Source organism: Klebsiella terrigena, from assembly GCF_012029655.1.
Classification (GTDB): Bacteria; Pseudomonadota; Gammaproteobacteria; order Enterobacterales; family Enterobacteriaceae; genus Klebsiella; species Klebsiella terrigena.
This window is the reverse complement of record NZ_CP050508.1, coordinates 3,376,805-3,399,086: the sequence shown is the minus strand read 5'-3', so window position 1 is coordinate 3,399,086 and position 22,282 is coordinate 3,376,805. Positions and strand designations below refer to the sequence as shown.

Here is a 22,282-nt window from a genome sequence, read left to right as displayed (position 1 = left end):
CCTTCAGCCCGCCTCCCGGCGCTGCAGCGCTCGCTTACCCCGTGTGCTTACTCGCGTAAGCTGCCGGAGAACGACTCTCTTGCCGCCTCGATGCAACCTGAATGATTTTATGGATATTTATTATGATTCGGCCCTTGAAAAAGCCGATTTTCCGACTATAACACCAGCAATCGTTAGGCAAGCAAGGAAAAGTTATCCTGAAAGCAAAATTTATAATCCGCCGACTGTCATAACTAAAAACGATGACGGCGGCCTGGCGGTATTAGCGGGAAAGGAGAGACGCGCTTTGGGCGATAAAGGCTTCCAGCAGGGGGATATCCGCTGGCGCGAGGTTGAAGGTTAAGGCTTCCTGCGGCGAACACCAGCGCAGCTGGCTGTGGTAGTGCGCGGTTGGTGTACCGCTAAAGTGGGGCACCCACCAGGCGTGAAGATGAATCAGCCGGCCGGAGACCTCCCGCCGGTGGCTGGCGATATAGCGGGCGGGAAGGGCGACGATGCCGAGCTCCTCCTGCAGCTCGCGGGCAAGCGCCTGCGCCTGGCTCTCGCCGGACTCCACCTTTCCGCCGGCAAATTCCCACATTCCCGGCTGGTCAGCGTGCGGCGGGCGCTGCGCGAGCAGAATGCTGCCGTCTCGTTCAATAATGGCGGCCACAACATCAATGGTTTTTAGCATCTGAATCATCGTTCCATGAAGGATAATGGCCTATTATCACCGCCTTTGTGACGCCCAGACAACCCCTTAGCCCGCTGGAGATATGCCGTGCTCGACCGCCATCTGCACCCCCGCCTGAAGCCGCTGCTCAACGCCTGCGCCGCGCGGCTCGACCGCCCCGGCATCTCCGCCGATGGCGTAACCCTGCTGGGCTTCGCCGTTGGCGTACTGGCGCTGCCGTTGCTGGCGGCGGGATGGTATTACGCGGCGCTGGCGGCCATTGTCGTGAACCGGCTGCTGGACGGGCTTGACGGGGCGCTGGCGCGCCGCAGAGGGCTAAGCGACGCCGGGGGCTTTCTCGATATTGCGCTCGATTTCCTGTTTTATGCGCTGGTGCCGTTTGGCTTTATCCTCGCCGATCCGCTGCACAACGCCGTTGCCGGCGGCTGGCTGCTGTTTGCCTTTATCGGTACCGGCAGCAGCTTCCTTGCCTTTGCGGCGCTGGCGGCAAAGCACCAGATTGATAATCCGGGCTATGCGCATAAATCGTTTTACTATATTGGCGGCCTGACGGAGGGGACGGAGACGATCCTGCTGTTCGTGCTGTGCTGCCTGTTTCCGGCGCACTTCGTCTGGCTGGCGTGGGTCTTCGGCGGACTGTGCTGGCTGACGACGGCGACCCGCATCTACAGCGGCTACCTGACGCTGAAGCAGGTTCAGCGCCAGGCGTAGGCCAGCTATATGCTGCTATCCGGGCCGCGCTGGCCGCTCTGTACCGGATTTTTAGGATCGCTGCTCCACTCGTACCAGCCGCCGTCGTAGACCGAGACATTTTTCCAGCCCATCGCGCGGGCGTACATAAAGGTCTCGGAGGCGCGCCAGCCGGTTCCGCAGTAGAAAGAGACCTGCTGATCGGGGCGAATATTCCACTGCTGCCACATGGCGGTAATGTCGTCGGCGCTGCGCATGGTGCCATCCGGATTATGGAAATCCTCCATATGGGTGGAATCGCTTCCCGCATGGCCCCAGCGCGCGCCGGCAATCTCACCTTTGGGCTTGATGTAGCTATAGCCGCTGGTGGTGCCGATAAACTCCTGCCACGAGCGAATGCTGACCAGCGAGGCATCCTGACGATGCAGCAGCCCGCGCGCCTGCTCCATATCCAGCATCAGCTGCGGCTGTCCGGGGATAACGGCGCCAAAGTCCGGCTCCGGCTTCTGCTTCGCCGGCATGCCGCGTTCGACCGGCAGCCCGGCGTCGGACCAGGTTTTCCAGCCGCCGTCGAGCAGGCGGACGTCCTTCACTCCTGCATACAGCATGATCTGCGCCACGCGCGCGGCGGCGTAGACGTCGCGGCCGTAGAGAATGACCGTGGTGTCATGACGAATGCCGTTTTTTGCCAGCAGGGCCTGCAGCTGCGCGTCGGAGACTTTGTTCCACAGCGGTTCGCTCTCCACCTCGTTGGTGTCGATATAGCCGGCGGCAGGAATGTGGTTCAGCAGATAAAATTTCGGCGCGCCCCAGGCGGCTTCAAAAACTTTCCACTGGCCGGCGGGCGCGGCGGCGACCGCTTTACCCTGCTGCAGATCGTGCAGCCACTGAGGGTAGACCAGCTGTTCGACGTGCGGCAGCTTTTGCAGGCGCGCGGGCTGGCTGAGGGCGTCGCTGAGGGTGTTGATATGGGTAAAGCCCGCGGCCTTCAGGCGAGCGGCAACCCGGGCATTGTCCTCATCGCTACCGTACAGCGCAACGGGCGTCGCGGCCTGCAGCCGATGCCGGGCTGCCCATGCGCCGAGCTGCTGGTCGTTCATGGCGCCCAGCCAGCTGGCGGAGAGATTCAGCGCCTGCGGCTCGTGGCCCTGCGGGCCGCCGTTGGCCTGCGGCCAGCCGTTATAAAACGCGCTCAGGCGGGTATCGATGGCGACGCCGTGCTGTTGTTGCAGGGCGGAGAGCGTCAGCGCTGGCATGGCGTCAGCAGCGAAAGTGGAGGAAGCAGCAAGCCCAACCAGCAGGGCGAGCGCGGTCAATTGAGAAACACGTTTCATCGAAATGCCCGACAGTAGAAAATTGAGCGGCTATTCTCCTCGCTCCCGGCGGTGAATTCTTTGCGATAACGCAGGTCAGGGCGGTTTTCATTGCCAGCGGCTCATCTGCAGGCAGCGGCCAGCTGCGGGGATATCGTGGCCGTCGTGGGTGACCAGCACCGCCGGGATCGCCAGCCGGGCGAGCTCGTCGAACACCCAGCGGCGAAAATCGGCGCGCAGTTCGGCATCGAGGGGGTTAAACGGCTCATCCAGCAGCAGCGCCAGCGGCCGAGCCAGTAGCGCCCGCAGCAGGCTGACGCGCGCGCGCTGTCCGCCGGAGAGCGTCGCCGGATCGCGAGGGTAGAACCCCGCCAGACCGGCGCGATCCAGGGTGTGCTCCACCAGGGCGCGCCGTTCGGCACCGCGAACCTCAGGCGCAACCGCGAGCATCAGGTTTTGCCCGACGCTAAAGCCATCGAACAGCAGGGCATCCTGAAAAAGGACGCCGATTCGCCGCCGCTCGGTGGGGCGTCCGTCGCAGCGCTCGCCGTCCAGCCACAGTTCGCCTGCGGCGTGAAAATTCTCGTCAAGCGCGCCGGCCATCCAGGCAAACAGCGTCGATTTCCCGCTCCCGGAGGGGCCCATCAGCGTCAGCACTTCCCCCGGGGCGACGCAAAATTCAACGTTCCGCAGCAGCGGCCTGCCGTTGAGCGTCAGGGTCAGGTTGTTCACGGTCAGCACTAGCGTAATCCTCGTCGGTAGCGGCCCGCCAGCCAGGCCAGCAGGGCGGTGAGGGTAAAGAAGATCGCGGGCAGCAGCAGCTGCCATAATGCCTGAGCGGCAAGGCTTTGCGTATCCCCTCCGCTGCTTAGCGCCACGGCTTCGCTGGTTAACGTCGGCGTGCGTCCGGCGCCCAGCCAGAGCGTTGGCAGATACTGGGCAATACTGACCGAGAAGCCAACCGCCAGCGCCGCCAGCAGCGGGCGAACGAGCAGCGGCAGCTTAACCAGGCACAATATCCGCCCGCGTCGCCAGCCGAGCGTGCGGGCGATCAGCTCCAGGCGCGAATCGCGGTTGCGCCATGCCGGGCGCAAAATAAACAGCATCCACGGCACGACCCACAGCAGGTGGCCCCACAGGACGGTGAAGAGCCGCCCGTCCAGCCACGCGTAGAGCGCCAGCTGATACTGACCGTCCGCCAGCGGCAGCGCCGGGAGAAGCGGCGGCAGCCAGACCCAACCGTCGCCGCGGGAAGGTCCATACTCCAGCCACAGCAGGCAAATGATGCCGCCCAGCGCGCAGGAGAGGAGCGCCAGGGTCAGGCTGTTGGCGACGCTGGCGCCTGCCGGAACGGCGGTTTGCGCGACGGCGGCGAGAAACAGGGCGCAGAGCAGGCCGCTCAGCGGTACGGCGATGGCCACCACGCGCCCGACGCCCGCGCCGGAGTGGAGACGCCGCACGCCGCGCAGGTCCGGTATCCGCCGACGCCACAGGCGCCAGGCTCCCCACGCGCCGGCGGCCAGCAGCCCCAGAATACCCACCAGCAGCAGGCTGGCGAGCGCCCCTTTTGCCTGCTGCAGTTCGTCTCCCTGGTTTAGCCACTGCCAGGCCAGCACCGCCAGCGTTGGCGGATTTCCCGGACCGAGGATGAGCGCGACGTCTACCGCCGACAGGCTCCAGGCGGTGGTGGCGAGCAGGATAATCGCCAGCGAGGGCATCAGCGTCGGCAGAATAAGCCAGTGCAGGCACTGCCAGCGGCCGTAGCCGAGGCTCTTCAGCACCGTGACCTGCTCAGCCAGCCGCTTTTCGCCCATCAGGCCGTAGATCGCCCACAGCAAAAAGCCGCTCTCCTTCACCGCCAGCGTCAGGCCGAGCCCCAGGCCGTAGCGATCGACGGCGGGCGTGCAGAAGGTACAGACCCGATACCACCAGCCGCCTTCGGCGAACAGCAGCAGCGCGGCGGTAGCGAAGGCCACGTGCGGTACCGCCAGCAGCAGCGGCAGACGCCCGGCCAGCCGCCGCCAGCGTCGGGAGGGCCACAGCGCCCCGGTGACGGTCAGGGTGAGCAGCAGCGCGCCGCCGACCGCCAGCAGGGTTGAGACCAGGGTTGCGCTGAGCGCCTGCCACAGCTGCGGATCGGCAAACAGCGCCTGCCAGCGGGAGAGACGCAGCGCGGGGGCAAGCATCAGCCCTGCGGCGGGCAGCAGGGGCAGATAAATCAGCCCCATCGCGCCCCACGCCAGCAGGCTCAGCGCGTGCCGTAGCGGCGCAGCCATTCCTGCTCCAGCGCGTCAACCCAGGCGGCGTGCGGTTCCGCCAGTACCGGCGGCATATTCTGCGGCATCAGCCGCCGCAGGGCATCGCCCTCGGCCGGCGGCAGTGCCTGTGGATCAAGCACGCTCGGATCGCCCCATACCGCGGGATCGGCCTTGCGCAGCTGCGCCGCCGGCGACAGCAGAAAATTCGCCACCACCTTCGCCCCCGCCGAGGCGCGGGCGTTGGCCGGGATCGTCACAAAGTGCACGTTGCCGAGGGTACCTTTGGTGAAGCCAAATCCGTAGCTATCCTTCGGCAGCTCGCCGCTGGCGGCCTTCTGCTGCGCATGCAGCGGGTTAAAGGTGAGCGAGAGGCGCAGGGTGCCGTTCGCCAGCATAGTATCCATGCGCGCCGCGGAGGGCGGGAAATCGCCGCCTTCGCGCCACAGCAGCGGATGAAGCTCGTCGAGATAGCGCCACAGCGGGGCGGTGACCTCGGCAAAACTCGCGGCCTGCGGCGGCTGGCGAAGGGCGTCGGGCTGCCGGGTCAGCTCGATAAGCAGCTGCTCCAGCAGAGCGGTACCGATGAAGTCCGGCGGGCGGGGATAGGTGACGCTTCCCGGATGGGCGGCGGCAAACGCCAGCAGCGCCTGCGGGCTTTTCGGCCCGTCCGGGGTTTGCGAGCGGCGGGCGATAAAGGTGAGCTGGGCGCTGCCCCACGGCGACTCCGCGCCGTCGGTGGGCATGGAAAAATCCTCGCTGACCGGCTTCTGCCGATCGACATAGCGCCAGTTGGGCAGCGTCTGCGCCCACCCGGTTTGCAGCAGCCCGGCGGCTTTCAGGGTGTGAAAGTTCTCGCCGTTAACCCACAGCAGGTCAATGGAGCCGCTCCGGCTGCGCCCGGCCCGCGCTTCGGTCTGGATCCGCCTGACGGCATCGGCGGCATCGGCAATATGAACGATCCGCAGGTCAATCGCATAGTCGCGCTTAACCGCTTCGCTGACCCAATCCAGGTAGCGGTTGACCGCCGGATCGCCGCCCCAGGCGTTAAACCACACCGTTTGCCCGCGCGCCTGCGCTTCGGTCTGCTGCCAGCTCTCGCCGGCGTTGACGGCCAGCGGCATCAGCAGCAGCAGCGCCGCCAGCCAAATCCAACAACAACGCATACTCACTCCTTATGATTTGAATCTGCAGGCCCGGAGGTCGGGATCCGACACAGGCCCTGCGCCGGGATGGCCATGGCGGAATTAAAGCGCGCGGAGAGATTTTGCAGGCCGATCAGCGCCGTCAGCTCGGTGAGCGCCCGGGCATCAAAGCGTGTCGCCAGCCGGTCGCGCAGCGCGTCGTCAACGGTAGGGGGCGTCAGGCTGGCGGCCTCGGCATATTCCAGCGCCAGCCGCTCGCTATCGCTGAACAGCCCGCTGTGCCGCCAGTCGGCAACCGCCAGTAATTTATCGCGGCCGCCGCTGCGTTGCGCCAGCTTCATCTGCGTAATATCAATACAAAATTCGCACAGGCACATCTGGGCGATACGCGCGCTGACCAGCGAACGCAGCACCGGGTCGAGCGGCGAGCGTCGGCGTTCGAGATAGCCGACAAACATCGACACCAGGTAAAAAATAAACGGAATGCGCCCCCACCAGCGAATGGGGTTGAGCACCTCCCCGTAGTGGCGGCGGTGCAGCCAGGCCTGCGGGCGGAGGATCGGCGGAACGGAGTCCAGCGGCGGCAAACTCATGGTGAATTCCTCTTTTGACGTTCAGAATAGCGCGCTTTGGCGATAGCGATAACCACCGCCAGCGCCAGCAAAATAGAGAGTCCGGTGACCAGCCAGAAGATTCCGCCGGTTAACAGGCTGCCCGCCCAGGAGTAGACGATGGTGGCCGGAAGCTGGCCGATGCCGGTGGCGATCGCAAACTGGCGAAAGCGAATGGAAGTGAGGCCGGCGGCGTAGCTGATGGGATCGAACGGAACAAACGGCAGCAGCCGGCAGACCAGCACGGTGTGCCTGCCGTAGCGGTCAAAAAAGGCGTCCATGCTGCGGAGAATCGTTTTTCCGGTCAGCTTCTCAACCGCCTCGCGGCCGAAGACTCTGGCGATGAAAAAGCACAGCGCCGCGCCCGCCATCGCGCTGGCCCAGGAGAGAACGCCACCCCAAAATGCGCCAAACAGCGAGGCGTTGGCGAAGGTGATTAAAAAGGCGGGCAGCGGGGCGACCACGGCCTGCAGGATCATGAGGGCGAAGGAGACCAGCGCCGCCTGCGGGCCGTACGAGTCGATAAAGCGCTCAATGGCCTGCGGATCTAACGCCGAGAACGCCGCCAGGCTGCGCTGGATAAACTCATTCGCGGCAGGCACCCGCCAGCCGATAAGCAGCGCGGCGGCCAGCGCGACGACGGTCGCGAGCCGATAGTAGCGGAACGGGCGCGGTTTATCGGGTCTCATCCTCAGCCTTGATATTCTCGGGTGCGATCCGCCGATGGCGGGCAAACATTTTCGCCGCCTGAACCAGGCCAAACAGCGCCATGCCGGCGAGGCTCAGTTTAAGCATAAACGCGAGGGTTATTCCCGCCCTGGCGAGCTCGCTGGCCATCAGGGTATAGATAAAGATACCCGGCAGAGTGGTGAGCGCGGAAATAAGCGTAAATGACCAGAATGAAATGGCCGTCAGGCCATAGGCATAGTTTTGGATATTATAGGGAAACAGCGGAACCAGCCGCGTCAGAATTAAAAAATCGCTGCCGTTACGGGCAATGCCGCGCTCGATTGCCCGCAGCGTTGCCGTATCGCCGGCGTATTTCAGCAGCGCGTCGCGGCCCAGCCAGCGGGCCAGCAGAAATGAGAGCGCAGAGCCAACGGTGGCGGCGCAGAGCGATAAAAGCGTGCCCGTCAGCGGGCCAAAGACAATACCGCCGACCGCCACCAGAATAGTGCCAGGGATCAGGCACAGCGTGGCGACAATAAATAGCGCGATATAGAGCAGATAGCCGAAGGCGCCGCTTTGCGCGATCAGCGTCTGCAGATGACGAAAATGGGTCAGCAGCCCGCCGAGGCCGAAGTAATAGACGGCGCTGACGGCAGTGCACAGCAGAATAGCGGCAAGCAGCAGTTTATATTCAGCGCGATAACGGCTTCTTTTGCATTGGGGCCTCCTGTATAAACCGCGCGCCTTGAGCCTGTTCTCGGGAAATAACGGTGCGCGCGACAGTATAGTAAATCGCGCAGCACAACAACGGATTACCGCCGCTTTGTTGATTTTGCTCAGGATAATCAGACTCTCCGCCGGCAGAGGGCGGAGAGTCAGGTCAGCGTGGGTTACGGCTTAAAGCTGGCCCACACCGGCGCGTGATCGGAGGGTTTTTCCATGGCGCGAATTTCGTAATCAATGCCGGTTTCGATACAGCGCTGCGCCAGCGGAGTGCTGGCCAGCAGCAGGTCGATACGCAGGCCGCGATTGTCGTCGAAGCCTTTGGAACGGTAGTCGAACCATGAGAACTGCTCGTTGTTTTCCGGGTTGGCGTGACGCCAGGTATCGACCAGGCCCCAGCCCAGCAGGCGCTGCATCCACTCACGCTCTTCCGGCAGGAACGAACATTTACCGGTGCGCAGCCAGCGCTTGCGGCTCTCTTCGCCGATGCCGATATCGAGATCCGTCGGGCTGATGTTCATATCACCCATGATCAGCACCGGATTGTTCTTTTTCAGCTCGTTATCGAGGTAGTCCTGCAGGTTCTGGTAAAATGCCGCCTTGGCGGGGAATTTTGTCGGATGATCGCGGCTTTCGCCCTGTGGGAAGTAGCCGTTGATCACCGTCACGTTACCTGATGCGCTGGGGATTTCCGCCATGATAATGCGACGCTGGGCCTCTTCATCATCGCCCGGGAAGCCGCGACGGACGCTAACCGGCGTCTCTTTGGTCAGCAGGGCGACGCCGTAGTGGCCTTTCTGTCCGTGGTAGAACACGTTGTAGCCGAGCTTTGCCACCTCTTCGAGAGGGAACATGTCGTCGTGAACTTTGGTTTCCTGTAGGCCAATGACGTCAGGCTGATGCTTGTCGACGATGGCGGCCAGCTGATGCGGGCGCGCACGCAGGCCGTTGATATTAAAAGAGACAAATTTCATAGTCGCTGCCACTGTGCAAGGTGAATAGTGCAGGGATGTTAGCAGAAATTCGGCAGGCTGGCTGCCGGAAGGCATTTTATTGTCCGCCGCGCCGGGCGCACGGCGGCGAATGGCCAAATCCTGCACCATTCTGGCGCGTCCCGCGCCAAAAAAGGGCGAATATCTACGATAAATTTCGTAGAGGATCACAAATACAGAATTATATCTTACTGATGAATAAACTATCTGTTTTATTCACTGTTCATCGGCCTTTATCGGATTGTTATTCACTATTTATGCATTTAATGTGAATATTCCATTTTTGTAAGCTATTGATATTCCGCGATCTACCTCAGTTTATGCATTTTTTCCTCTGGCTGGCACGATGCGTGCAATCTACATTTACAGCGTAACCACTCATAATATTTAACATTATTCATACTTTTTATTTACCGGAAGAGGTCGATATGTCTCAGTCAATTACGCGCAGCAACTTTGATCAATGGATGATGCCGGTTTACGCGCCGGCGGCGTTTATTCCGGTACGCGGTGAGGGCTCACGCCTGTGGGATCAGCAGGGGAAAGAGTATATCGATTTTGCCGGCGGCATCGCGGTGAACGCGCTGGGGCACGCGCACCCTCGGCTGGTGAACGCGCTGACGGAGCAGGCCGGGAAGTTCTGGCATACCGGCAACGGCTACACCAACGAGCCGGCGCTGCGGCTGGCGAAACAGCTTATTGACGCCACCTTTGCCGATCGCGTCTTTTTCTGCAACTCCGGCGCCGAGGCCAACGAAGCGGCGCTGAAGCTGGCGCGCAAATACGCTCATGACCGCTACGGTAGCCAGAAAAGCGGCATCGTGGCGTTCAGGAATGCGTTCCACGGCCGGACGCTGTTTACCGTTTCTGCCGGCGGCCAGCCGGCCTATTCCGCAGACTTTGCGCCGCTGCCGCCGCAGATCCAGCACGCGGTATATAACGATCTGGACTCCGCCAGGGCGCTGATTGACGACAATACCTGTGCGGTTATCGTCGAGCCGATACAGGGTGAAGGCGGCGTGGTGCCGGCGGACCCGGCTTTCCTGCGCGGCCTGCGCGAGCTGTGCGACGCCCACAATGCGCTGCTGATTTTCGATGAGGTGCAAACCGGCGTCGGGCGCACCGGTGAGCTGTATGCCTACATGCACTACGGCGTGACGCCGGACGTGCTGTCGACCGCCAAGGCGCTGGGCGGCGGCTTCCCGATTGGCGCGCTGCTGGCCAGCGAAGAGTGCGCCAGCGTGATGACCGTGGGTACCCACGGCACGACCTACGGCGGCAACCCGCTGGCCTGCGCGGTCGCCGGCGAGGTACTGTCGATTATCAATACGCCGGCGGTGCTGAACGGCGTTAAGCAGCGGCACCAGTGGTTCAGCGAGCGGCTGGAGGCGATTAACGCCCGCTACGGCCTGTTCAAAGAGACCCGCGGCCTCGGGCTGCTGATTGGCTGCGTGCTGAAGGATGAGTACGCCGGTAAGGCCAAAGCCATCAGTACCCAGGCGGCGGAGGATGGGCTGATGATCCTGATTGCCGGCGCGAACGTGGTGCGCTTCGCGCCGGCGCTAATAGTGAGTGAGGAAGAGGTGAACGCCGGTCTGGATCGCTTTGAGCTGGCCTGCCGTCACTTCCTCGCGGGAGCGTCATCATGATGGTTATCCGTCCGGTGGAACAGGGCGATCTGGCGGGGCTGCTGACGCTGGCGGGTGAAACCGGCGGCGGCCTGACCTCGCTGCCGGCCGACGCAGCGACGCTGGCGGCGCGGATCGAACGCTCGCAAAAGACCTGGCGCGGCGAGCTGCCGAAAGGCGAGCAGGGCTACGTCTTCGTCCTTGAAGATACGGCCAGCGGCGCGGTGGTGGGCATCTGCGCCGTCGAGGTGGCGGTAGGGCTGAACGATCCCTGGTACAACTACCGCGTCGGCACCCAGGTGCACGCCTCAAAAGAGCTGAACGTCTATAACGCGCTGCCGACTCTGTTTCTCAGCAATGACCACACCGGCAGCAGCGAGCTGTGCACGCTGTTTCTCGACCCGGCGTGGCGTAAAGAGGGCAACGGCTACCTGCTGTCGAAATCACGCTTTATGTTTATGGCCGCCTTCCGCGAGCGCTTTAATGAAAAAGTGGTCGCCGAGATGCGCGGCGTCATCGACGACAGCGGCTACTCGCCGTTCTGGGAAAGCCTGGGCAAACGCTTCTTTGCGATGGAGTTTTCCCGCGCTGACTATCTGTGCGGCACCGGGCAGAAGGCGTTTATTGCCGCGCTGATGCCGAAGCATCCGCTCTATATCGACTTTTTATCCGATGAAGCGCGGGCGGTCATTGGCGAAGTGCATCCGCAAACCGCTCCTGCGCGGGCGGTGCTGGAGAAGGAGGGATTCCGCTATCGCAACTATGTCGATATTTTTGACGGCGGCCCAACCCTGGAGTGCGATATCGACCGGGTGCGGGCGATTCGCAAAAGCCGGCTGGTCGCCGTGGCTGAAGGACAGCCGGCGCCGGGCGAGTGGCCGCTGTGCCTGGTCGCCAACGAGCAGTATCAGCAGTTTCGCGCGATGCTGGTGCAGGCCGACCCCGATACCGATCGTCTGCTGCTGAGCGCCCGCGAGCTGGATGCCCTCAAATGTCACCCCGGTGACCGTATCCGCATGGTGCGCCTGATCCCCGAGGAGAAAAAGTGATGAGTCTATGGATTAACGGCGACTGGCAAACCGGGCGCGGCCCGGCCCGCAGTAAAAGCAACCCGGTAAGCGCCGAGCCGCTGTGGCAGGGCAATGACGCCGACGCCGGGCAGGTTGCGCAGGCGGTTGAGGCCGCCCGGCGCGCGTTTCCGGCGTGGGCCAAAGCGCCGCTTCGCGTGCGCCAGGCGATCGTCGAAAAGTTTGCCGGCCTGCTGGAGGCCAACAAAGCGCCGCTAACGGCCATCATTGCCGCCGAAACCGGCAAGCCGCGCTGGGAGGCGGCGACGGAAGTTGGCGCGATGATCAATAAAATTGCCATTTCGCTCAAGGCCTACCACAGCCGTACCGGCGAGGCGCAAACCGCCATGGGCGACGGGTCGGCGACGCTGCGCCATCGGCCGCACGGCGTGCTGGCAGTATTCGGTCCGTACAATTTCCCCGGCCATCTGCCAAACGGCCATATCGTACCGGCGCTGCTGGCGGGGAATACGGTGGTGTTTAAACCGAGCGAGCTGACGCCTCAGAGCGGCGAGGCGGTGGTGAAGCTGTGGGCCGAAGCAGGTCTGCCGCCGGGAGTGCTGAACCTGCTGCAGGGCGGGCGCGAAACCGGCGAGGCGCTGAGCGGCCAGCCCGATATTGACGGTCTGCTGTTCACCGGCAGCTCCGCTACCGGCTTTCAGCTGCATCGCCAGCTGGCCGGACAGCCGGAGAAGATCCTCGCGCTCGAAATGGGCGGCAACAACCCGCTGATCGTTGACGAGCCGCAGGATATTGATGCCGCCGTGCATTTGACCATCCAGTCGGCCTTTATTACCGCCGGGCAGCGCTGCACCTGCGCCCGCCGTCTGCTGGTGAAGCGCGGCGAGGCCGGAGATGCGTTCCTGGCGCGATTGGTGGCCGTTGCGCAGCGGCTCATTCCCGGCGCGTGGAACGCTGAGCCCCAGCCGTTCCTCGGCGGCTTAATCTCTCCGCAGGCGGCGCAGAAGGTCCATCAGGCCTGGCTGCAGCACGTCGCCAACGGCGGCAGAACGCTGCTGGAGCCGCGGCTGCTGGCGGCCGGAACCTCGCTGCTGACCCCGGGGATCGTCGAGCTGACCGATGTTGCCGGGGTGAAAGACGAAGAGGTCTTTGGCCCGCTGCTCTGCGTCTGGCGCTATGACGAATTTGAGCAGGCGATCGCGCTGGCCAACGCCACGCGTTTTGGGCTGTCGTGCGGGCTGATTTCTGCCGAGCGCGAGAAGTTTGACCAGCTGCTGCTGGAGGCGCGGGCCGGGATCGTGAACTGGAACAAACCGCTGACCGGCGCCGCCAGCACCGCACCCTTTGGCGGCATCGGCGCGTCCGGCAACCATCGTCCCGGTGCCTGGTACGCGGCGGATTATTGCGCCTGGCCGATGGCAAGCCTGGAGTCTCCGGAGCTGACGCTGCCGGAAACCCTCAGCCCGGGCCTCGACTTTCGGCAAGGAACGGCATGATGAACGCGTGGGAAGTGAATTTTGACGGGCTGCCTGGCCTGACGCACCACTACGCCGGGCTCTCCTTTGGCAACGAGGCCTCGACGAAGCATCGCTATCGGGTATCGAACCCGCAGCTGGCGGCGAAGCAGGGGCTAAAAAAAATGAAGGCGCTGGCGGACGCGGGCTATCAGCAGGCGGTGATCCCGCCGCAGGAGCGGCCAAACGTCGCGCTTTTGCGCCAGCTTGGTTTTACCGGCAGCGATGCGCAGGTGGTGGAGCGCGCCGCGCGGCAGGCGCCGGATCTGCTGTCCGCGGCCAGCTCCGCTTCTTCAATGTGGGTGGCCAACGCCGCGACGGTGTCGCCTTCTGCCGATTCGCTGGATGGCAGGGTGCATCTGACCGTCGCCAATCTGAACGACAAATTCCACCGCGCCAGCGAGGCGCCGACCACCGAGGCGCTGTTGCGCGCCATTTTCCCGGATGAGCGGCGGTTTGCCGTGCATCCGGCGCTTCCGCAGGTGGCGCTGTTTGGCGATGAAGGCGCGGCGAACCATAACCGCCTCGGCGGCGAGTACGGCGCGCCCGGCCTGCAGCTGTTTGTCTATGGCCGCGAGCAGGGAGGCGACGGCCTGCCCACTCGCTATCCGGCGCGCCAGGCGCTGGAGGCCTGTCAGGCCGTCGCGCGGCTCAATCAGGTTAACCCCCGGCAGATCGTCTTCGCCCGGCAGAACCCGGCGGTTATCGATAAAGGCGTTTTTCATAACGATGTCATTGCGGTGAGCAATCAGCAGGTGCTGTTTTGCCATGAAGAAGCGTTTGTCGATCAGCCGCAGCTGCTGCATCGGCTGGCCGGACAGGTGGCCGGATTTACGCCGGTGGTGGTGCCGACCAGCGCGGTGACGGTTGAAGAGGCGGTGGCGACCTACCTGTTTAACAGCCAGCTGCTGAGCAAACCCGGCGGCGCGATGCGGCTTATTTTGCCCCAGGAGGCACAGGAGCACGCCGGCGTCTGGCGCTATCTGAACCGGCTGCTGGAGCAGGACAACCCCATCGATGAGCTGCAGGTCTACGATCTGCGCGAGAGCATGGCCAACGGCGGCGGCCCGGCCTGCCTGCGTCTGCGGGTGGTGCTAACGGAAGAGGAGCTGCGGGCGGTCAACCCGGCGGTGCTGATGAACGATCGCCTGTTCATCGCCCTTAACGATTGGGTCGAGCGCTACTACCGCGATCGTCTGACGCAGGCGGATCTGGCTGACCCGCAGCTGCTGAGCGAAGGACGCGAGGCCCTTGACCGGCTGACGCAGATTATGCAGCTCGGTTCCGTTTACCCGTTCCAGCAATAGAGGTGGCGCAGTGGACGACTTTCTGGCATTAACCCTCGCGGGGCGTTTGCCCCATCATTTTCACGGTGAAACGGCGCACTTCCGCTGGCACTGGCTGGACCACGGCGTGCTTCAGCTCACGCCGCATGCGCGCTGCGAGCGGGCGCTGGTGCTCTCTTCCGGACTTCACGGTAATGAAACCGCGCCGGTAGAGATGACCGACATCCTGCTGCGGCAGCTGTTCAGCGGCGAGCTGCCGCTGCGCTGGCGGCTGCTGGTGGTGTTGGGTAATCCTCCGGCGCTGCGGGCCGACAGGCGCTATCTCGATAGCGACATCAACCGCATGTTTAGCGGACGCTGGCAGAGCTTCCCCGCCAGCGATGAAACGAGGCGGGCGCGGCGGCTGGAAACGGTGCTGACGCGGTTTTATGCCGACGCCAGCGGCGCGCGCTGGCATCTCGATCTGCATACCGCCATCCGCGGATCGCATCACGTTCGTTTTGGGGTGCTTCCGGCGCGACCGGCGCCGTGGGATGACGCCTTCCTTAGCTGGCTGGGCGCAGCGGGGCTGGAGGCGCTGGTCTTTCATCAGCAGCCGGCGGGCACGTTTACCCACTTCAGCAGCGACCGCTTTACGGCGCTCGCCTGCACCCTTGAGCTGGGCAAGGCGCTGCCGTTTGGCGCGAACGATCTGACACAGTTTGCCGTGACCCAGCGCGCGCTGATGCGTTTACTGGTCGGCGACCTGGCGGTAGAAGAGGGGCACGAAGCGCTGCGCTATCGGGTGGTACAGCAGATCACCCGCGCCAGCGAGCGTTTTCAGCTGCATATGTCGGCGCAGACGCTTAACTTTACGCCGTTTAGTGCCGGGACGCTGCTGGCGGAGGACGGTGAGACCCGCTACGTGGTGGAAAAGGCCGAGGAGTACGTGCTGTTTCCGAACCCTTCGGTCGCGCTGGGCCTGCGCGCCGGGCTGATGCTGGAGCGGCTGCCCTGAACATAAATACGCCCGCTGCCTGACCGCGGCGGCGTAAATTCTCACCGTCGGTCGTCTTGTATAATCTTATTTTTTCGTGCTCTGACGTTTGATTACAGATTATTCCTGGCTAACCGCTTTGTTTTTAATCTCTGCTGCTTTATAATCTCCACGATTTCTTTATAAAACAGCTTCTTAATTATTTTTCGTTGCAATTATCTCCTCATTTTCCTTATTTTCTCCACAATTGGTGAGAAAATGTTTTTTACACTTTCATTGTTTTACGCTTGCTCTGACTAATTGACGATAAACGTCGTAAAGTTTATCTCGTCAACACGGCATCAGGCCGTAAGAATAACTTAAAGTAAGGACTGAATATGAAGAAGATTACTGCTCTGTTTGTTGCCTCTACTCTGGCCCTGGGTGCCGCTAACCTTGCTCACGCTGCGGACACCACCGCGGCCCCGACCGACAGCAAACCTATGATGCACCATAAAGGTATGCCTGGCGGCCAGCACGATATGATGTTTAAAGGTCTGAACCTGACCGATGCGCAGAAACAGCAGATCCGCGACATCATGAAGAGCCAGCGCGAAAATATGAAACGTCCGTCTCTCGACGAGCGCCGCGCGATGCATGCGCTGATTGCCAGCGATACCTTCGATAAGGCGAAAGCGGAAGCGCAAATCGACAAGATGGAAGCGCAGCATAAAGATATGGCGCTCTCTCGTATCGAAACCCAGAATAAGATTTACAACATTCTGACGCCGGAACAGAAAAAACAGTTCAATGCTAATTTTGAGAAGCATCTGACAGATCGTAAAGCGCCGGAAGGTAAAATGCCTCCATCTGCTGAGTAATTCAGCCCGCGGAATGAAGACCGCCGGTTCTGCCCAACATACGCCGTCAGGCTTTGGGCAGGACCGGCGGTTTTTTCGTTTGTCAGGACCCTGGCTGGAGAGGGTGGAGCGTAAAATCGCCGCGCAGCAGCGGCTTGCAGAGAATTTTGTAGCCGTCATGATCGAAGCCCGCCGGCAGCTGCGTCAGCGTTTGCGCCTGCGCTAGCGTCTCGACCGCCCCCAGCCACAGCCAGTTATGAATCACATGATAGCGGGTCATATCGGGCCCTTTCTCTTCCAGCGCAACCGGGCCCGGCCAGGGCCAGCACACCAGCCGCATCTGCGCCATACTGGCGTGCAGCCGCGCGTTGTGGGCTTCAACGCTCTCTTTACCGCAGCAGGCGCCGGCGCAGCGCCCCAGCGCGGAACGAAAGCAGGCCCGGCCGCGGCTGAGCGGTTCAAGCCCCAGCAGCCCGTAGCACAGCCGGTGTTCATCGGCGAGGCTGGTCAGCGCCTGCAGTGCCGCGCGGCGGTTGGCGAACAGGCCGTAAAGATGCTCCTGGCGGGAAAAGTCCAGCTCGCGGGCATACGCCACCTGCGGGCGGGCGTCGCTCAGCAGCAGCGAGCAGAGCTGTTTCGTGCGCCGTAGCCGCTTGTTGAACAGCGGCTGCTGCTGCTTAATCAGCTGCGCTTCGAGCAGCAGCGCGCCGAGTTCGCCCGCGGTACGATGCCAGCTAATGCGCCGCGCCTGGCGCAGCATGGCGGCTTCGTCCGGGGTGCGCAGATGCGACAGCACCCGGCTGCGAATGTTGACGCTTTTACCGATATAGAGCGGCAGGGTATCGCTTTCGCCGTGAAACAGATAGACGCCCGGCAGGCTGGGCAAAGACGCCAGCCAGGGACGCAGATGTTCGGGATATGCATAAATTGCCGCCGCTTCAAACTCCAGACGCGGGGCGGATTGCCTTCTGACCACAATGGCTCCTGATGCTGTTTATTTAACCAGTATAGCAGCCAGGGGAGAGGGCGAAAAGGACAAAAAATAACCCCGGCCGGCGCCGGGGCGATGGGGCAGGACTATCTCTTCCAGAAGTCGTCGAAGACGGTAATCGGCGTCCGGCGCTTGTGTTCCGTTTTCAGGTACCAGCCTTCGATAATTTTGGCCGTCTTCTCGTCGAGGGTTTTGCCTTCCAGATAGTCGTCAATATTATCGTAGGTGACGCCCAGCGCGGCTTCATCCGGTAGGGACGGGCGATCGTCTTCCAGATCGGCGGTCGGCAGCTTCTTGTACAGATGCTCCGGGCAGCCCAGGCGCGCCAGCAGCTGTTTACCCTGACGCTTGTTGAGGCGGAAAATCGGGTTGATATCGGTGCCGCCGTCGCCGTATTTGGTAAAGAATCCGGTGATCGCTTCTGCCGCATGGTCGGTGCCGACCACCACGCCGTGGGTCATGCCGGCGATGCTGTACTGCGCCTTCATGCGCTCGCGCGCTTTTTCATTGCCGCGAACAAAGTCGCTGAGCTCAATCCCGGCTTCCCGCAGCGCCTGCTCGCTGGCCAGCACCGCGCCCTTAATATTGACCGTCAGCACGCGATCCGGCTGGATGAAGGCGATGGCATCCTGGCAATCCTGCTCATCCGCCTGCACGCCGTAAGGCAGGCGCACGGCGATAAACTGGCGGCTATCGTCACCCTCTGCCCGCAGCTCATTAATTGCCTGCTGGCACAGTTTACCGGTCAGGGTTGAATCCTGGCCGCCGCTGATGCCCAGAACCAGCGCCTTAATAAAGGGATAGGTCTGCAAATAGGACTTCAAAAAATCTACGCTGCGGCGGATCTCACCGTCTGTATCGATCTGGGGACTGGCACCCAGCGCCTGAATAATTTCTTGTTGTAGCGTCATCGCGCCCTCCGGAAAGTGAATCTGTTTGGCAACCAGCATGGCTTAAAGCTACCTCTTTGCCGTTGAAACGACAAGGATCGTCGTTTTGAGTGCTGCAAAAGAAGGCAATCAATGACATACGATTTTTTTATGGTACGCGCGGCGGCCGGCTGACGGCACGCTGCGGCGGGCTAATCCGGCATATCGCACGGAAATTTCGCTTAAATCGACCTTCGGCTTGAAAAATAACGATATTTATTCCAGGCTTATTCACACGCCAAATAAAAGAGGACGGAATATGAATAAGAATTTAGCAGGACTTATGGGCGCAGCGGCAGTACTGACCATGCTGGCTGGTTGTACAGCCTACGATCGTACTGCAGACCAGTTCACACAGCCGGTTGTTAAAGATGTCAAAAAAGGGATGTCGCGCTCCCAGGTACTGCAGGTGGCGGGCAAACCGTCATCTGAGGTGACGATGATCCACGCCCGCGGCACCTGCCAGACCTACATCCTGGGTCAACGGGATGGTAAAATGGAAACCTACTTTGTCGCGCTTGACGAGACCGGTCATGTCATGAACTCCGGCTACCAGACCTGCTCGGAGTACGATACGGACCCGCGCAACAGCAAGTAGTACGTGATACTGAGCTCTACGAATGCCCGACCTCTGGTCGGGCTTTTTTATGCGTGCTGATGCTTATTTAATTGCGCGAATTATTTGAGGGAAATGTGAAGGTAGTCAAAACGCGAGGTCAATGAGAGACAATTTTGCTTAACCAGGAATTATCCAGGTGCCAGGGGATGCCGTATACTCAATGCATAAACAATATCAATTGAACAGTGTCAGGCCTTACCCGGTTCTTCGGCATAATATTCTGTCAGGAGGCCGCCAGGTTCTACAAATTGAGGAAGCGTTCATGGAAAAGAAACATATCTATCTGTTCTGCTCGGCTGGAATGTCCACTTCGCTGCTGGTATCCAAAATGCGTGCCCAGGCTGAAAAATATGAGGTGCCGGTCATTATTGAAGCATTTCCTGAGACCCTCGCCGGGGAAAAGGGGCCGGAAGCCGACGTGATTTTATTAGGCCCACAGATTGCATATATGCTTCCCGAGATTCAGCGGCTGCTGTCCAATAAGCCGGTGGAAGTGATCGACTCTGCGCTGTACGGCAAGGTTGATGGATTAGGTGTTCTGAAAGCGGCCGTTGCGGCCATTAAGAAAGCTGCTGCACAATAATTTAATTTTAAAACTCACTTTTCGGGTAACGGGTAAAGTCAATTTCGCTTTCATGAAATATGAATATTGCCGGCTACCCGAATATTAAAGAGTTTATTTTCCCGTCAAAGAGTAATTTCATCATTATGCCGTAATTGCACGGTTACGGCTTTTAAAGGGTATTGACTATGAGTAAAGTGATTGACTCGCTTGAAAAGGTACTCCTTCCTTTTGCTGTTAAAATAGGAAAGCAACCGCATATTAATGCGATTAAAAACGGCTTTATTAAATTAATGCCGCTGACCCTCGCCGGGGCCATGTTCGTATTAATTAACAACGTATTTCTTAGCTTTGGTGAAGGCTCGTTCTTCTATTCAATGGGGATCCGCCTGGATGCCTCAACCATTGAAACCTTAAACAGCTTTAAGGCCATCGGCGGTAACGTTTATAACGGTACGCTCGGCATTATGTCGCTGATGGCGCCGTTCTTCATCGGCGCGGCGCTGGCGGAAGAGCGCAAGGTCGACCCGATGGCCGCCGGGCTGTTAGCCGTCGCGGCATTTATGACCGTCACCCCTTATAGCGTCGGCGACGCCTACGCCGTGGGCGCCAACTGGCTGGGCGGGCAAAACATTATATCGGGGATGATTATTGGTCTGGTGGTGGCGGAGCTGTTCACCTTCGTTATTCGCCGCAACTGGGTCATTACCCTGCCGGAGAGCGTGCCGTCATCGGTATCGCGTTCCTTCTCGGCGCTGATCCCGGGCTTCCTGATCCTGTCGATCTTCGGCATCGTCTCCTGGCTGCTGGCCTCGTATGGCAGCAACTTCCACCAGATTATTATGGACTCCATCTCCACGCCGCTGGCGGCGATGGGTAGCGTCGTCGGCTGGGCGTACGTTATTTTCAACTCCCTGCTGTGGTTCTTTGGCGTACACGGTTCGCTGGCGCTGACCGCGCTGGATAACGGCATCATGACCCCGTGGGCGTTGGAAAACATCGCGCTGTATAACCAATATGGCTCCGTTGAAGCGGCCATCGAAGCGGGCAAACAGTTCCACTTCTGGGCCAAGCCGATGCTCGACTCCTACATCCTGCTGGGCGGTTCCGGTGCGACTCTGGGTCTGATTATCGCCATCTTTATCGGCTCACGCCGCGCTGACCATCGTCAGGTTGCTAAGCTGGCGCTGCCGTCAGGCATCTTCCAGATTAACGAACCGATCCTGTTCGGCCTGCCGATTATCATGAACCCGGTGATGTTTATCCCGTTCGTGCTGGTGCAGCCGATTCTGGCAGCCATCACCCTGGCGGCCTACAGCATGGGGATTATTCCACCGGTGACCAACCTGGCTCCGTGGACCATGCCGACCGGCCTCGGCGCCTTCTTTAACAGTAACGGCAGCGTCGCTGCTCTGCTGGTGGCGCTGTTCAACCTGGGTATCTCGACCCTGGTCTACCTGCCGTTTGTCGCGATTTCTAATAAAGCGCAAAGCACCATCGAGCAGGAAGAGAGTGAAGAAGATATCGCTAACGCACTGAAATTCTGATGTCGAGCGGTACGGGAGGCTTCCCGTACCGCCTGAGAAATGAGGGAATATTATGTTTGATCTGGACCATATTGAAGCAACAGAGATGCCTGAGAATGACCTCGAAGAGGTGGTGATGGGGCTGATTATCAACTCCGGACAGGCACGCAGCCTGGCCTATGCCGCGCTGAAGCAGGCGAAACAGGGCGACTTCGCCGCCGCGAAAGCGATGATGGAGCAGTCGCGGATGGCGCTGAGCGAAGCCCACCGCGTACAGACTCAGCTGATTGAGAGCGATGAGGGCGAAGGAAAAATGAAGGTCAGCCTGGTGCTGGTTCATGCGCAGGATCATCTGATGACCTCAATGCTGGCCCGCGAACTGGTTGCCGAATTGATTGAACTCCATGAGAAGGTACAATAGGCCATCTACACGATGAGGCAGCCAAAGATGATGACCACAGAAATTAGTACCGCCCGCGAACAGCAGCTCTTCAACGGGAATAATTTTCATGTGGTTATCTACAACAAGACCGAGAGCGTGAGCGGGCTTCACCAGCATGACTATTACGAATACACCATCGTTTTGACCGGGCGCTATTATCAGGAGATTAACGGCAAACGGGTGCTGCTGGAGCGCGGGGATTTTGTCTTCATCCCAATGGGGTCGCACCATCAAAGCTTTTACGAGTTTGGCGCGACGCGCATTCTTAACGTCGGCATCAGCCGCAGTTTCTTTGAGAAACACTATCTGCCGCTGCTGCCGTTTGGTCTGGTTGCTTCTCAGGTCTACGCGGTCAAAAGCACCTTTCTCAGCTACATCGAATCGGTGATTGCTTCGCTGAACTTTCGCGAAACTGAATTTGACGAATTTATTGAGCTGGTCTCGTTTTATACCATTAACCGTTTACGGCATTACCGCGAGGAGCCGGTGCAGGATGTTATTCCGCAGTGGCTAAAAAATACCGTCGAGGATATGCACGATAAACATAAATTTGGCGAAGGGGCGCTTGAACAGATGGTTGAGCTCTCCGGGAAAACTCAGGAATATTTAACCCGAGCGACCCAACGCTATTATGGTAAAACGCCGATGCAGATTATTAATGACATTCGCATCAACTTCGCTAAGAAACAGCTGGAAATTACCAACTACTCGGTAACCGATATTGCTTACGAATCAGGATACAGCAGCCCCAGTTTGTTTATTAAAACATTCAAAAAGCTGACCTCATTTACGCCAAGCAATTATCGTAAAAAGCTTACCATCCTTAATTAACCGGAGCGGAACCTTCCGCGCTGGAAAATATTCAAGTTAA

At 60.5% G+C, this 22,282-nt stretch carries 23 protein-coding genes; 12 read left to right on the top strand and 11 right to left on the bottom strand.

From position 1 onward, the window contains the following. Positions 1–262 precede the first annotated feature (262 nt). On the bottom strand, positions 263–673 hold the full coding sequence (locus tag HCK03_RS15980) for a pyrimidine (deoxy)nucleoside triphosphate diphosphatase (protein ID WP_041147588.1): 411 nt from the start codon (positions 671–673) through the stop codon (positions 263–265). A gap of 87 nt (positions 674–760) precedes the next feature. On the opposite strand from HCK03_RS15980, the gene HCK03_RS15975 reads away from it, so the two are divergent. Beyond that, a complete protein-coding gene (locus tag HCK03_RS15975) occupies positions 761–1,384 on the top strand; it encodes a CDP-alcohol phosphatidyltransferase family protein (protein ID WP_115193071.1) in 624 nt (207 codons plus the stop codon). Between the two features lie 5 nt (positions 1,385–1,389). Here HCK03_RS15975 and HCK03_RS15970 read toward each other — a convergent pair whose 3' ends face one another. The 8 genes from HCK03_RS15970 to xthA form a co-directional block, all read right to left on the bottom strand. Continuing rightward, entirely contained in the window at positions 1,390–2,697 is a 1,308-nt protein-coding gene (locus tag HCK03_RS15970) for a sulfurtransferase (RefSeq protein ID WP_167691885.1), read from the bottom strand. Between the two features lie 87 nt (positions 2,698–2,784). After that, a complete protein-coding gene (locus HCK03_RS15965; RefSeq protein WP_167691884.1) occupies positions 2,785–3,417 on the bottom strand; it encodes an ATP-binding cassette domain-containing protein in 633 nt (210 codons plus the stop codon). Further along, positions 3,417–4,952, bottom strand: coding sequence for an ABC transporter permease subunit (locus tag HCK03_RS15960; protein ID WP_167691883.1), 1,536 nt, complete (start codon positions 4,950–4,952; stop codon positions 3,417–3,419). The genes HCK03_RS15965 and HCK03_RS15960 overlap by 1 nt, the downstream gene beginning before the upstream one ends. Continuing rightward, entirely contained in the window at positions 4,925–6,097 is a 1,173-nt protein-coding gene (locus HCK03_RS15955) for an ABC transporter substrate-binding protein (protein WP_167691882.1), read from the bottom strand. The genes HCK03_RS15960 and HCK03_RS15955 overlap by 28 nt, the downstream gene beginning before the upstream one ends. A 2-nt stretch (positions 6,098–6,099) precedes the next feature. After that, entirely contained in the window at positions 6,100–6,669 is a 570-nt protein-coding gene (locus HCK03_RS15950; protein WP_167691881.1) for a carboxymuconolactone decarboxylase family protein, read from the bottom strand. Continuing rightward, entirely contained in the window at positions 6,666–7,376 is a 711-nt protein-coding gene (locus tag HCK03_RS15945; protein ID WP_167691880.1) for a TVP38/TMEM64 family protein, read from the bottom strand. Before HCK03_RS15945 ends, HCK03_RS15950 begins: the two co-directional genes overlap by 4 nt. Beyond that, positions 7,363–8,037: a TVP38/TMEM64 family protein gene (locus HCK03_RS15940; protein WP_407692389.1), complete on the bottom strand. Its 675-nt coding sequence runs from the start codon at positions 8,035–8,037 to the stop codon at positions 7,363–7,365. Before HCK03_RS15940 ends, HCK03_RS15945 begins: the two co-directional genes overlap by 14 nt. Before the next feature lie 209 nt (positions 8,038–8,246). After that, a complete protein-coding gene (xthA, locus tag HCK03_RS15935) occupies positions 8,247–9,053 on the bottom strand; it encodes an exodeoxyribonuclease III (protein WP_167691879.1) in 807 nt (268 codons plus the stop codon). 446 nt (positions 9,054–9,499) lie between these two features. Here xthA and astC point away from each other — a divergent pair, with 446 nt between their 5' ends. From astC to spy, 6 genes are all read left to right on the top strand, one after another. After that, positions 9,500–10,720: a succinylornithine/acetylornithine transaminase gene (astC, locus tag HCK03_RS15930; protein WP_041145128.1), complete on the top strand. Its 1,221-nt coding sequence runs from the start codon at positions 9,500–9,502 to the stop codon at positions 10,718–10,720. Then, positions 10,717–11,748 (top strand): arginine N-succinyltransferase, encoded by a 1,032-nt coding sequence (astA, locus tag HCK03_RS15925; protein WP_115193063.1) that lies wholly within the window; start codon positions 10,717–10,719, stop codon positions 11,746–11,748. The genes astC and astA overlap by 4 nt, the downstream gene beginning before the upstream one ends. Further along, positions 11,748–13,223 carry a succinylglutamate-semialdehyde dehydrogenase gene (gene astD, locus HCK03_RS15920; RefSeq protein WP_167691878.1) on the top strand — a complete coding sequence of 492 codons (1,476 nt, stop codon included), beginning with the start codon at positions 11,748–11,750 and terminating at the stop codon, positions 13,221–13,223. Before astA ends, astD begins: the two co-directional genes overlap by 1 nt. Beyond that, complete coding sequence (astB, locus tag HCK03_RS15915; protein ID WP_167692452.1) at positions 13,223–14,548, top strand: N-succinylarginine dihydrolase; 1,326 nt, start codon at positions 13,223–13,225, stop codon at positions 14,546–14,548. The genes astD and astB overlap by 1 nt, the downstream gene beginning before the upstream one ends. A gap of 10 nt (positions 14,549–14,558) precedes the next feature. Continuing rightward, positions 14,559–15,524 carry a succinylglutamate desuccinylase gene (gene astE, locus HCK03_RS15910; RefSeq protein ID WP_123551307.1) on the top strand — a complete coding sequence of 322 codons (966 nt, stop codon included), beginning with the start codon at positions 14,559–14,561 and terminating at the stop codon, positions 15,522–15,524. Positions 15,525–15,880: 356 nt separating this feature from the next. Then, positions 15,881–16,363: an ATP-independent periplasmic protein-refolding chaperone Spy gene (gene spy, locus HCK03_RS15905; protein WP_076945352.1), complete on the top strand. Its 483-nt coding sequence runs from the start codon at positions 15,881–15,883 to the stop codon at positions 16,361–16,363. An 82-nt stretch (positions 16,364–16,445) separates the two neighbouring features. On the opposite strand, the gene cho is transcribed toward spy, so the two are convergent. After that, entirely contained in the window at positions 16,446–17,318 is an 873-nt protein-coding gene (gene cho, locus HCK03_RS15900) for an excinuclease Cho (RefSeq protein ID WP_115193059.1), read from the bottom strand. A 101-nt stretch (positions 17,319–17,419) separates the two neighbouring features. Then, positions 17,420–18,244 carry an ammonia-dependent NAD(+) synthetase gene (gene nadE, locus HCK03_RS15895; RefSeq protein ID WP_045855467.1) on the bottom strand — a complete coding sequence of 275 codons (825 nt, stop codon included), beginning with the start codon at positions 18,242–18,244 and terminating at the stop codon, positions 17,420–17,422. 277 nt (positions 18,245–18,521) lie between these two features. On the opposite strand from nadE, the gene osmE reads away from it, so the two are divergent. From osmE to chbR, 5 genes are all read left to right on the top strand, one after another. Further along, positions 18,522–18,860: an osmotically-inducible lipoprotein OsmE gene (gene osmE / locus HCK03_RS15890; RefSeq protein WP_041145135.1), complete on the top strand. Its 339-nt coding sequence runs from the start codon at positions 18,522–18,524 to the stop codon at positions 18,858–18,860. A gap of 283 nt (positions 18,861–19,143) precedes the next feature. Continuing rightward, positions 19,144–19,464, top strand: a complete 321-nt coding sequence (chbB, locus tag HCK03_RS15885; RefSeq protein ID WP_041145136.1) for a PTS N,N'-diacetylchitobiose transporter subunit IIB — start codon at positions 19,144–19,146, stop codon at positions 19,462–19,464. A gap of 167 nt (positions 19,465–19,631) precedes the next feature. Further along, positions 19,632–20,990 (top strand): PTS N,N'-diacetylchitobiose transporter subunit IIC, encoded by a 1,359-nt coding sequence (chbC, locus tag HCK03_RS15880; protein ID WP_041145137.1) that lies wholly within the window; start codon positions 19,632–19,634, stop codon positions 20,988–20,990. A gap of 52 nt (positions 20,991–21,042) precedes the next feature. Continuing rightward, on the top strand, positions 21,043–21,390 hold the full coding sequence (chbA, locus tag HCK03_RS15875) for a PTS N,N'-diacetylchitobiose transporter subunit IIA (protein ID WP_041145138.1): 348 nt from the start codon (positions 21,043–21,045) through the stop codon (positions 21,388–21,390). A 27-nt stretch (positions 21,391–21,417) separates the two neighbouring features. Then, positions 21,418–22,242, top strand: coding sequence for a transcriptional regulator ChbR (gene chbR / locus HCK03_RS15870; protein ID WP_123707623.1), 825 nt, complete (start codon positions 21,418–21,420; stop codon positions 22,240–22,242). Positions 22,243–22,282 lie beyond the last annotated feature (40 nt).

Bases quoted from the DNA above. Each gene is read 5' to 3' on its own strand.
- chbA (WP_041145138.1), top strand. From the start codon at position 21,043: ATGTTTGATCTGGACCATATTGAAGCAACAGAGATGCCTGAGAATGAC.
- HCK03_RS15970 (WP_167691885.1), bottom strand. From the start codon at position 2,697: ATGAAACGTGTTTCTCAATTGACCGCGCTCGCCCTGCTGGTTGGGCTT.
- HCK03_RS15950 (WP_167691881.1), bottom strand. From the start codon at position 6,669: ATGAGTTTGCCGCCGCTGGACTCCGTTCCGCCGATCCTCCGCCCGCAG.
- HCK03_RS15960 (WP_167691883.1), bottom strand. From the start codon at position 4,952: ATGGCTGCGCCGCTACGGCACGCGCTGAGCCTGCTGGCGTGGGGCGCG.
- HCK03_RS15980 (WP_041147588.1), bottom strand. From the start codon at position 673: ATGCTAAAAACCATTGATGTTGTGGCCGCCATTATTGAACGAGACGGC.
- astD (WP_167691878.1), top strand. From the start codon at position 11,748: ATGAGTCTATGGATTAACGGCGACTGGCAAACCGGGCGCGGCCCGGCC.
- chbC (WP_041145137.1), top strand. From the start codon at position 19,632: ATGAGTAAAGTGATTGACTCGCTTGAAAAGGTACTCCTTCCTTTTGCT.
- HCK03_RS15945 (WP_167691880.1), bottom strand. From the start codon at position 7,376: ATGAGACCCGATAAACCGCGCCCGTTCCGCTACTATCGGCTCGCGACC.
- HCK03_RS15955 (WP_167691882.1), bottom strand. From the start codon at position 6,097: ATGCGTTGTTGTTGGATTTGGCTGGCGGCGCTGCTGCTGCTGATGCCG.
- spy (WP_076945352.1), top strand. From the start codon at position 15,881: ATGAAGAAGATTACTGCTCTGTTTGTTGCCTCTACTCTGGCCCTGGGT.
- nadE (WP_045855467.1), bottom strand. From the start codon at position 18,244: ATGACGCTACAACAAGAAATTATTCAGGCGCTGGGTGCCAGTCCCCAG.
- chbR (WP_123707623.1), top strand. From the start codon at position 21,418: ATGATGACCACAGAAATTAGTACCGCCCGCGAACAGCAGCTCTTCAAC.
- xthA (WP_167691879.1), bottom strand. From the start codon at position 9,053: ATGAAATTTGTCTCTTTTAATATCAACGGCCTGCGTGCGCGCCCGCAT.
- astC (WP_041145128.1), top strand. From the start codon at position 9,500: ATGTCTCAGTCAATTACGCGCAGCAACTTTGATCAATGGATGATGCCG.
- astB (WP_167692452.1), top strand. From the start codon at position 13,223: ATGAACGCGTGGGAAGTGAATTTTGACGGGCTGCCTGGCCTGACGCAC.
- osmE (WP_041145135.1), top strand. From the start codon at position 18,522: ATGAATAAGAATTTAGCAGGACTTATGGGCGCAGCGGCAGTACTGACC.
- astA (WP_115193063.1), top strand. From the start codon at position 10,717: ATGATGGTTATCCGTCCGGTGGAACAGGGCGATCTGGCGGGGCTGCTG.
- chbB (WP_041145136.1), top strand. From the start codon at position 19,144: ATGGAAAAGAAACATATCTATCTGTTCTGCTCGGCTGGAATGTCCACT.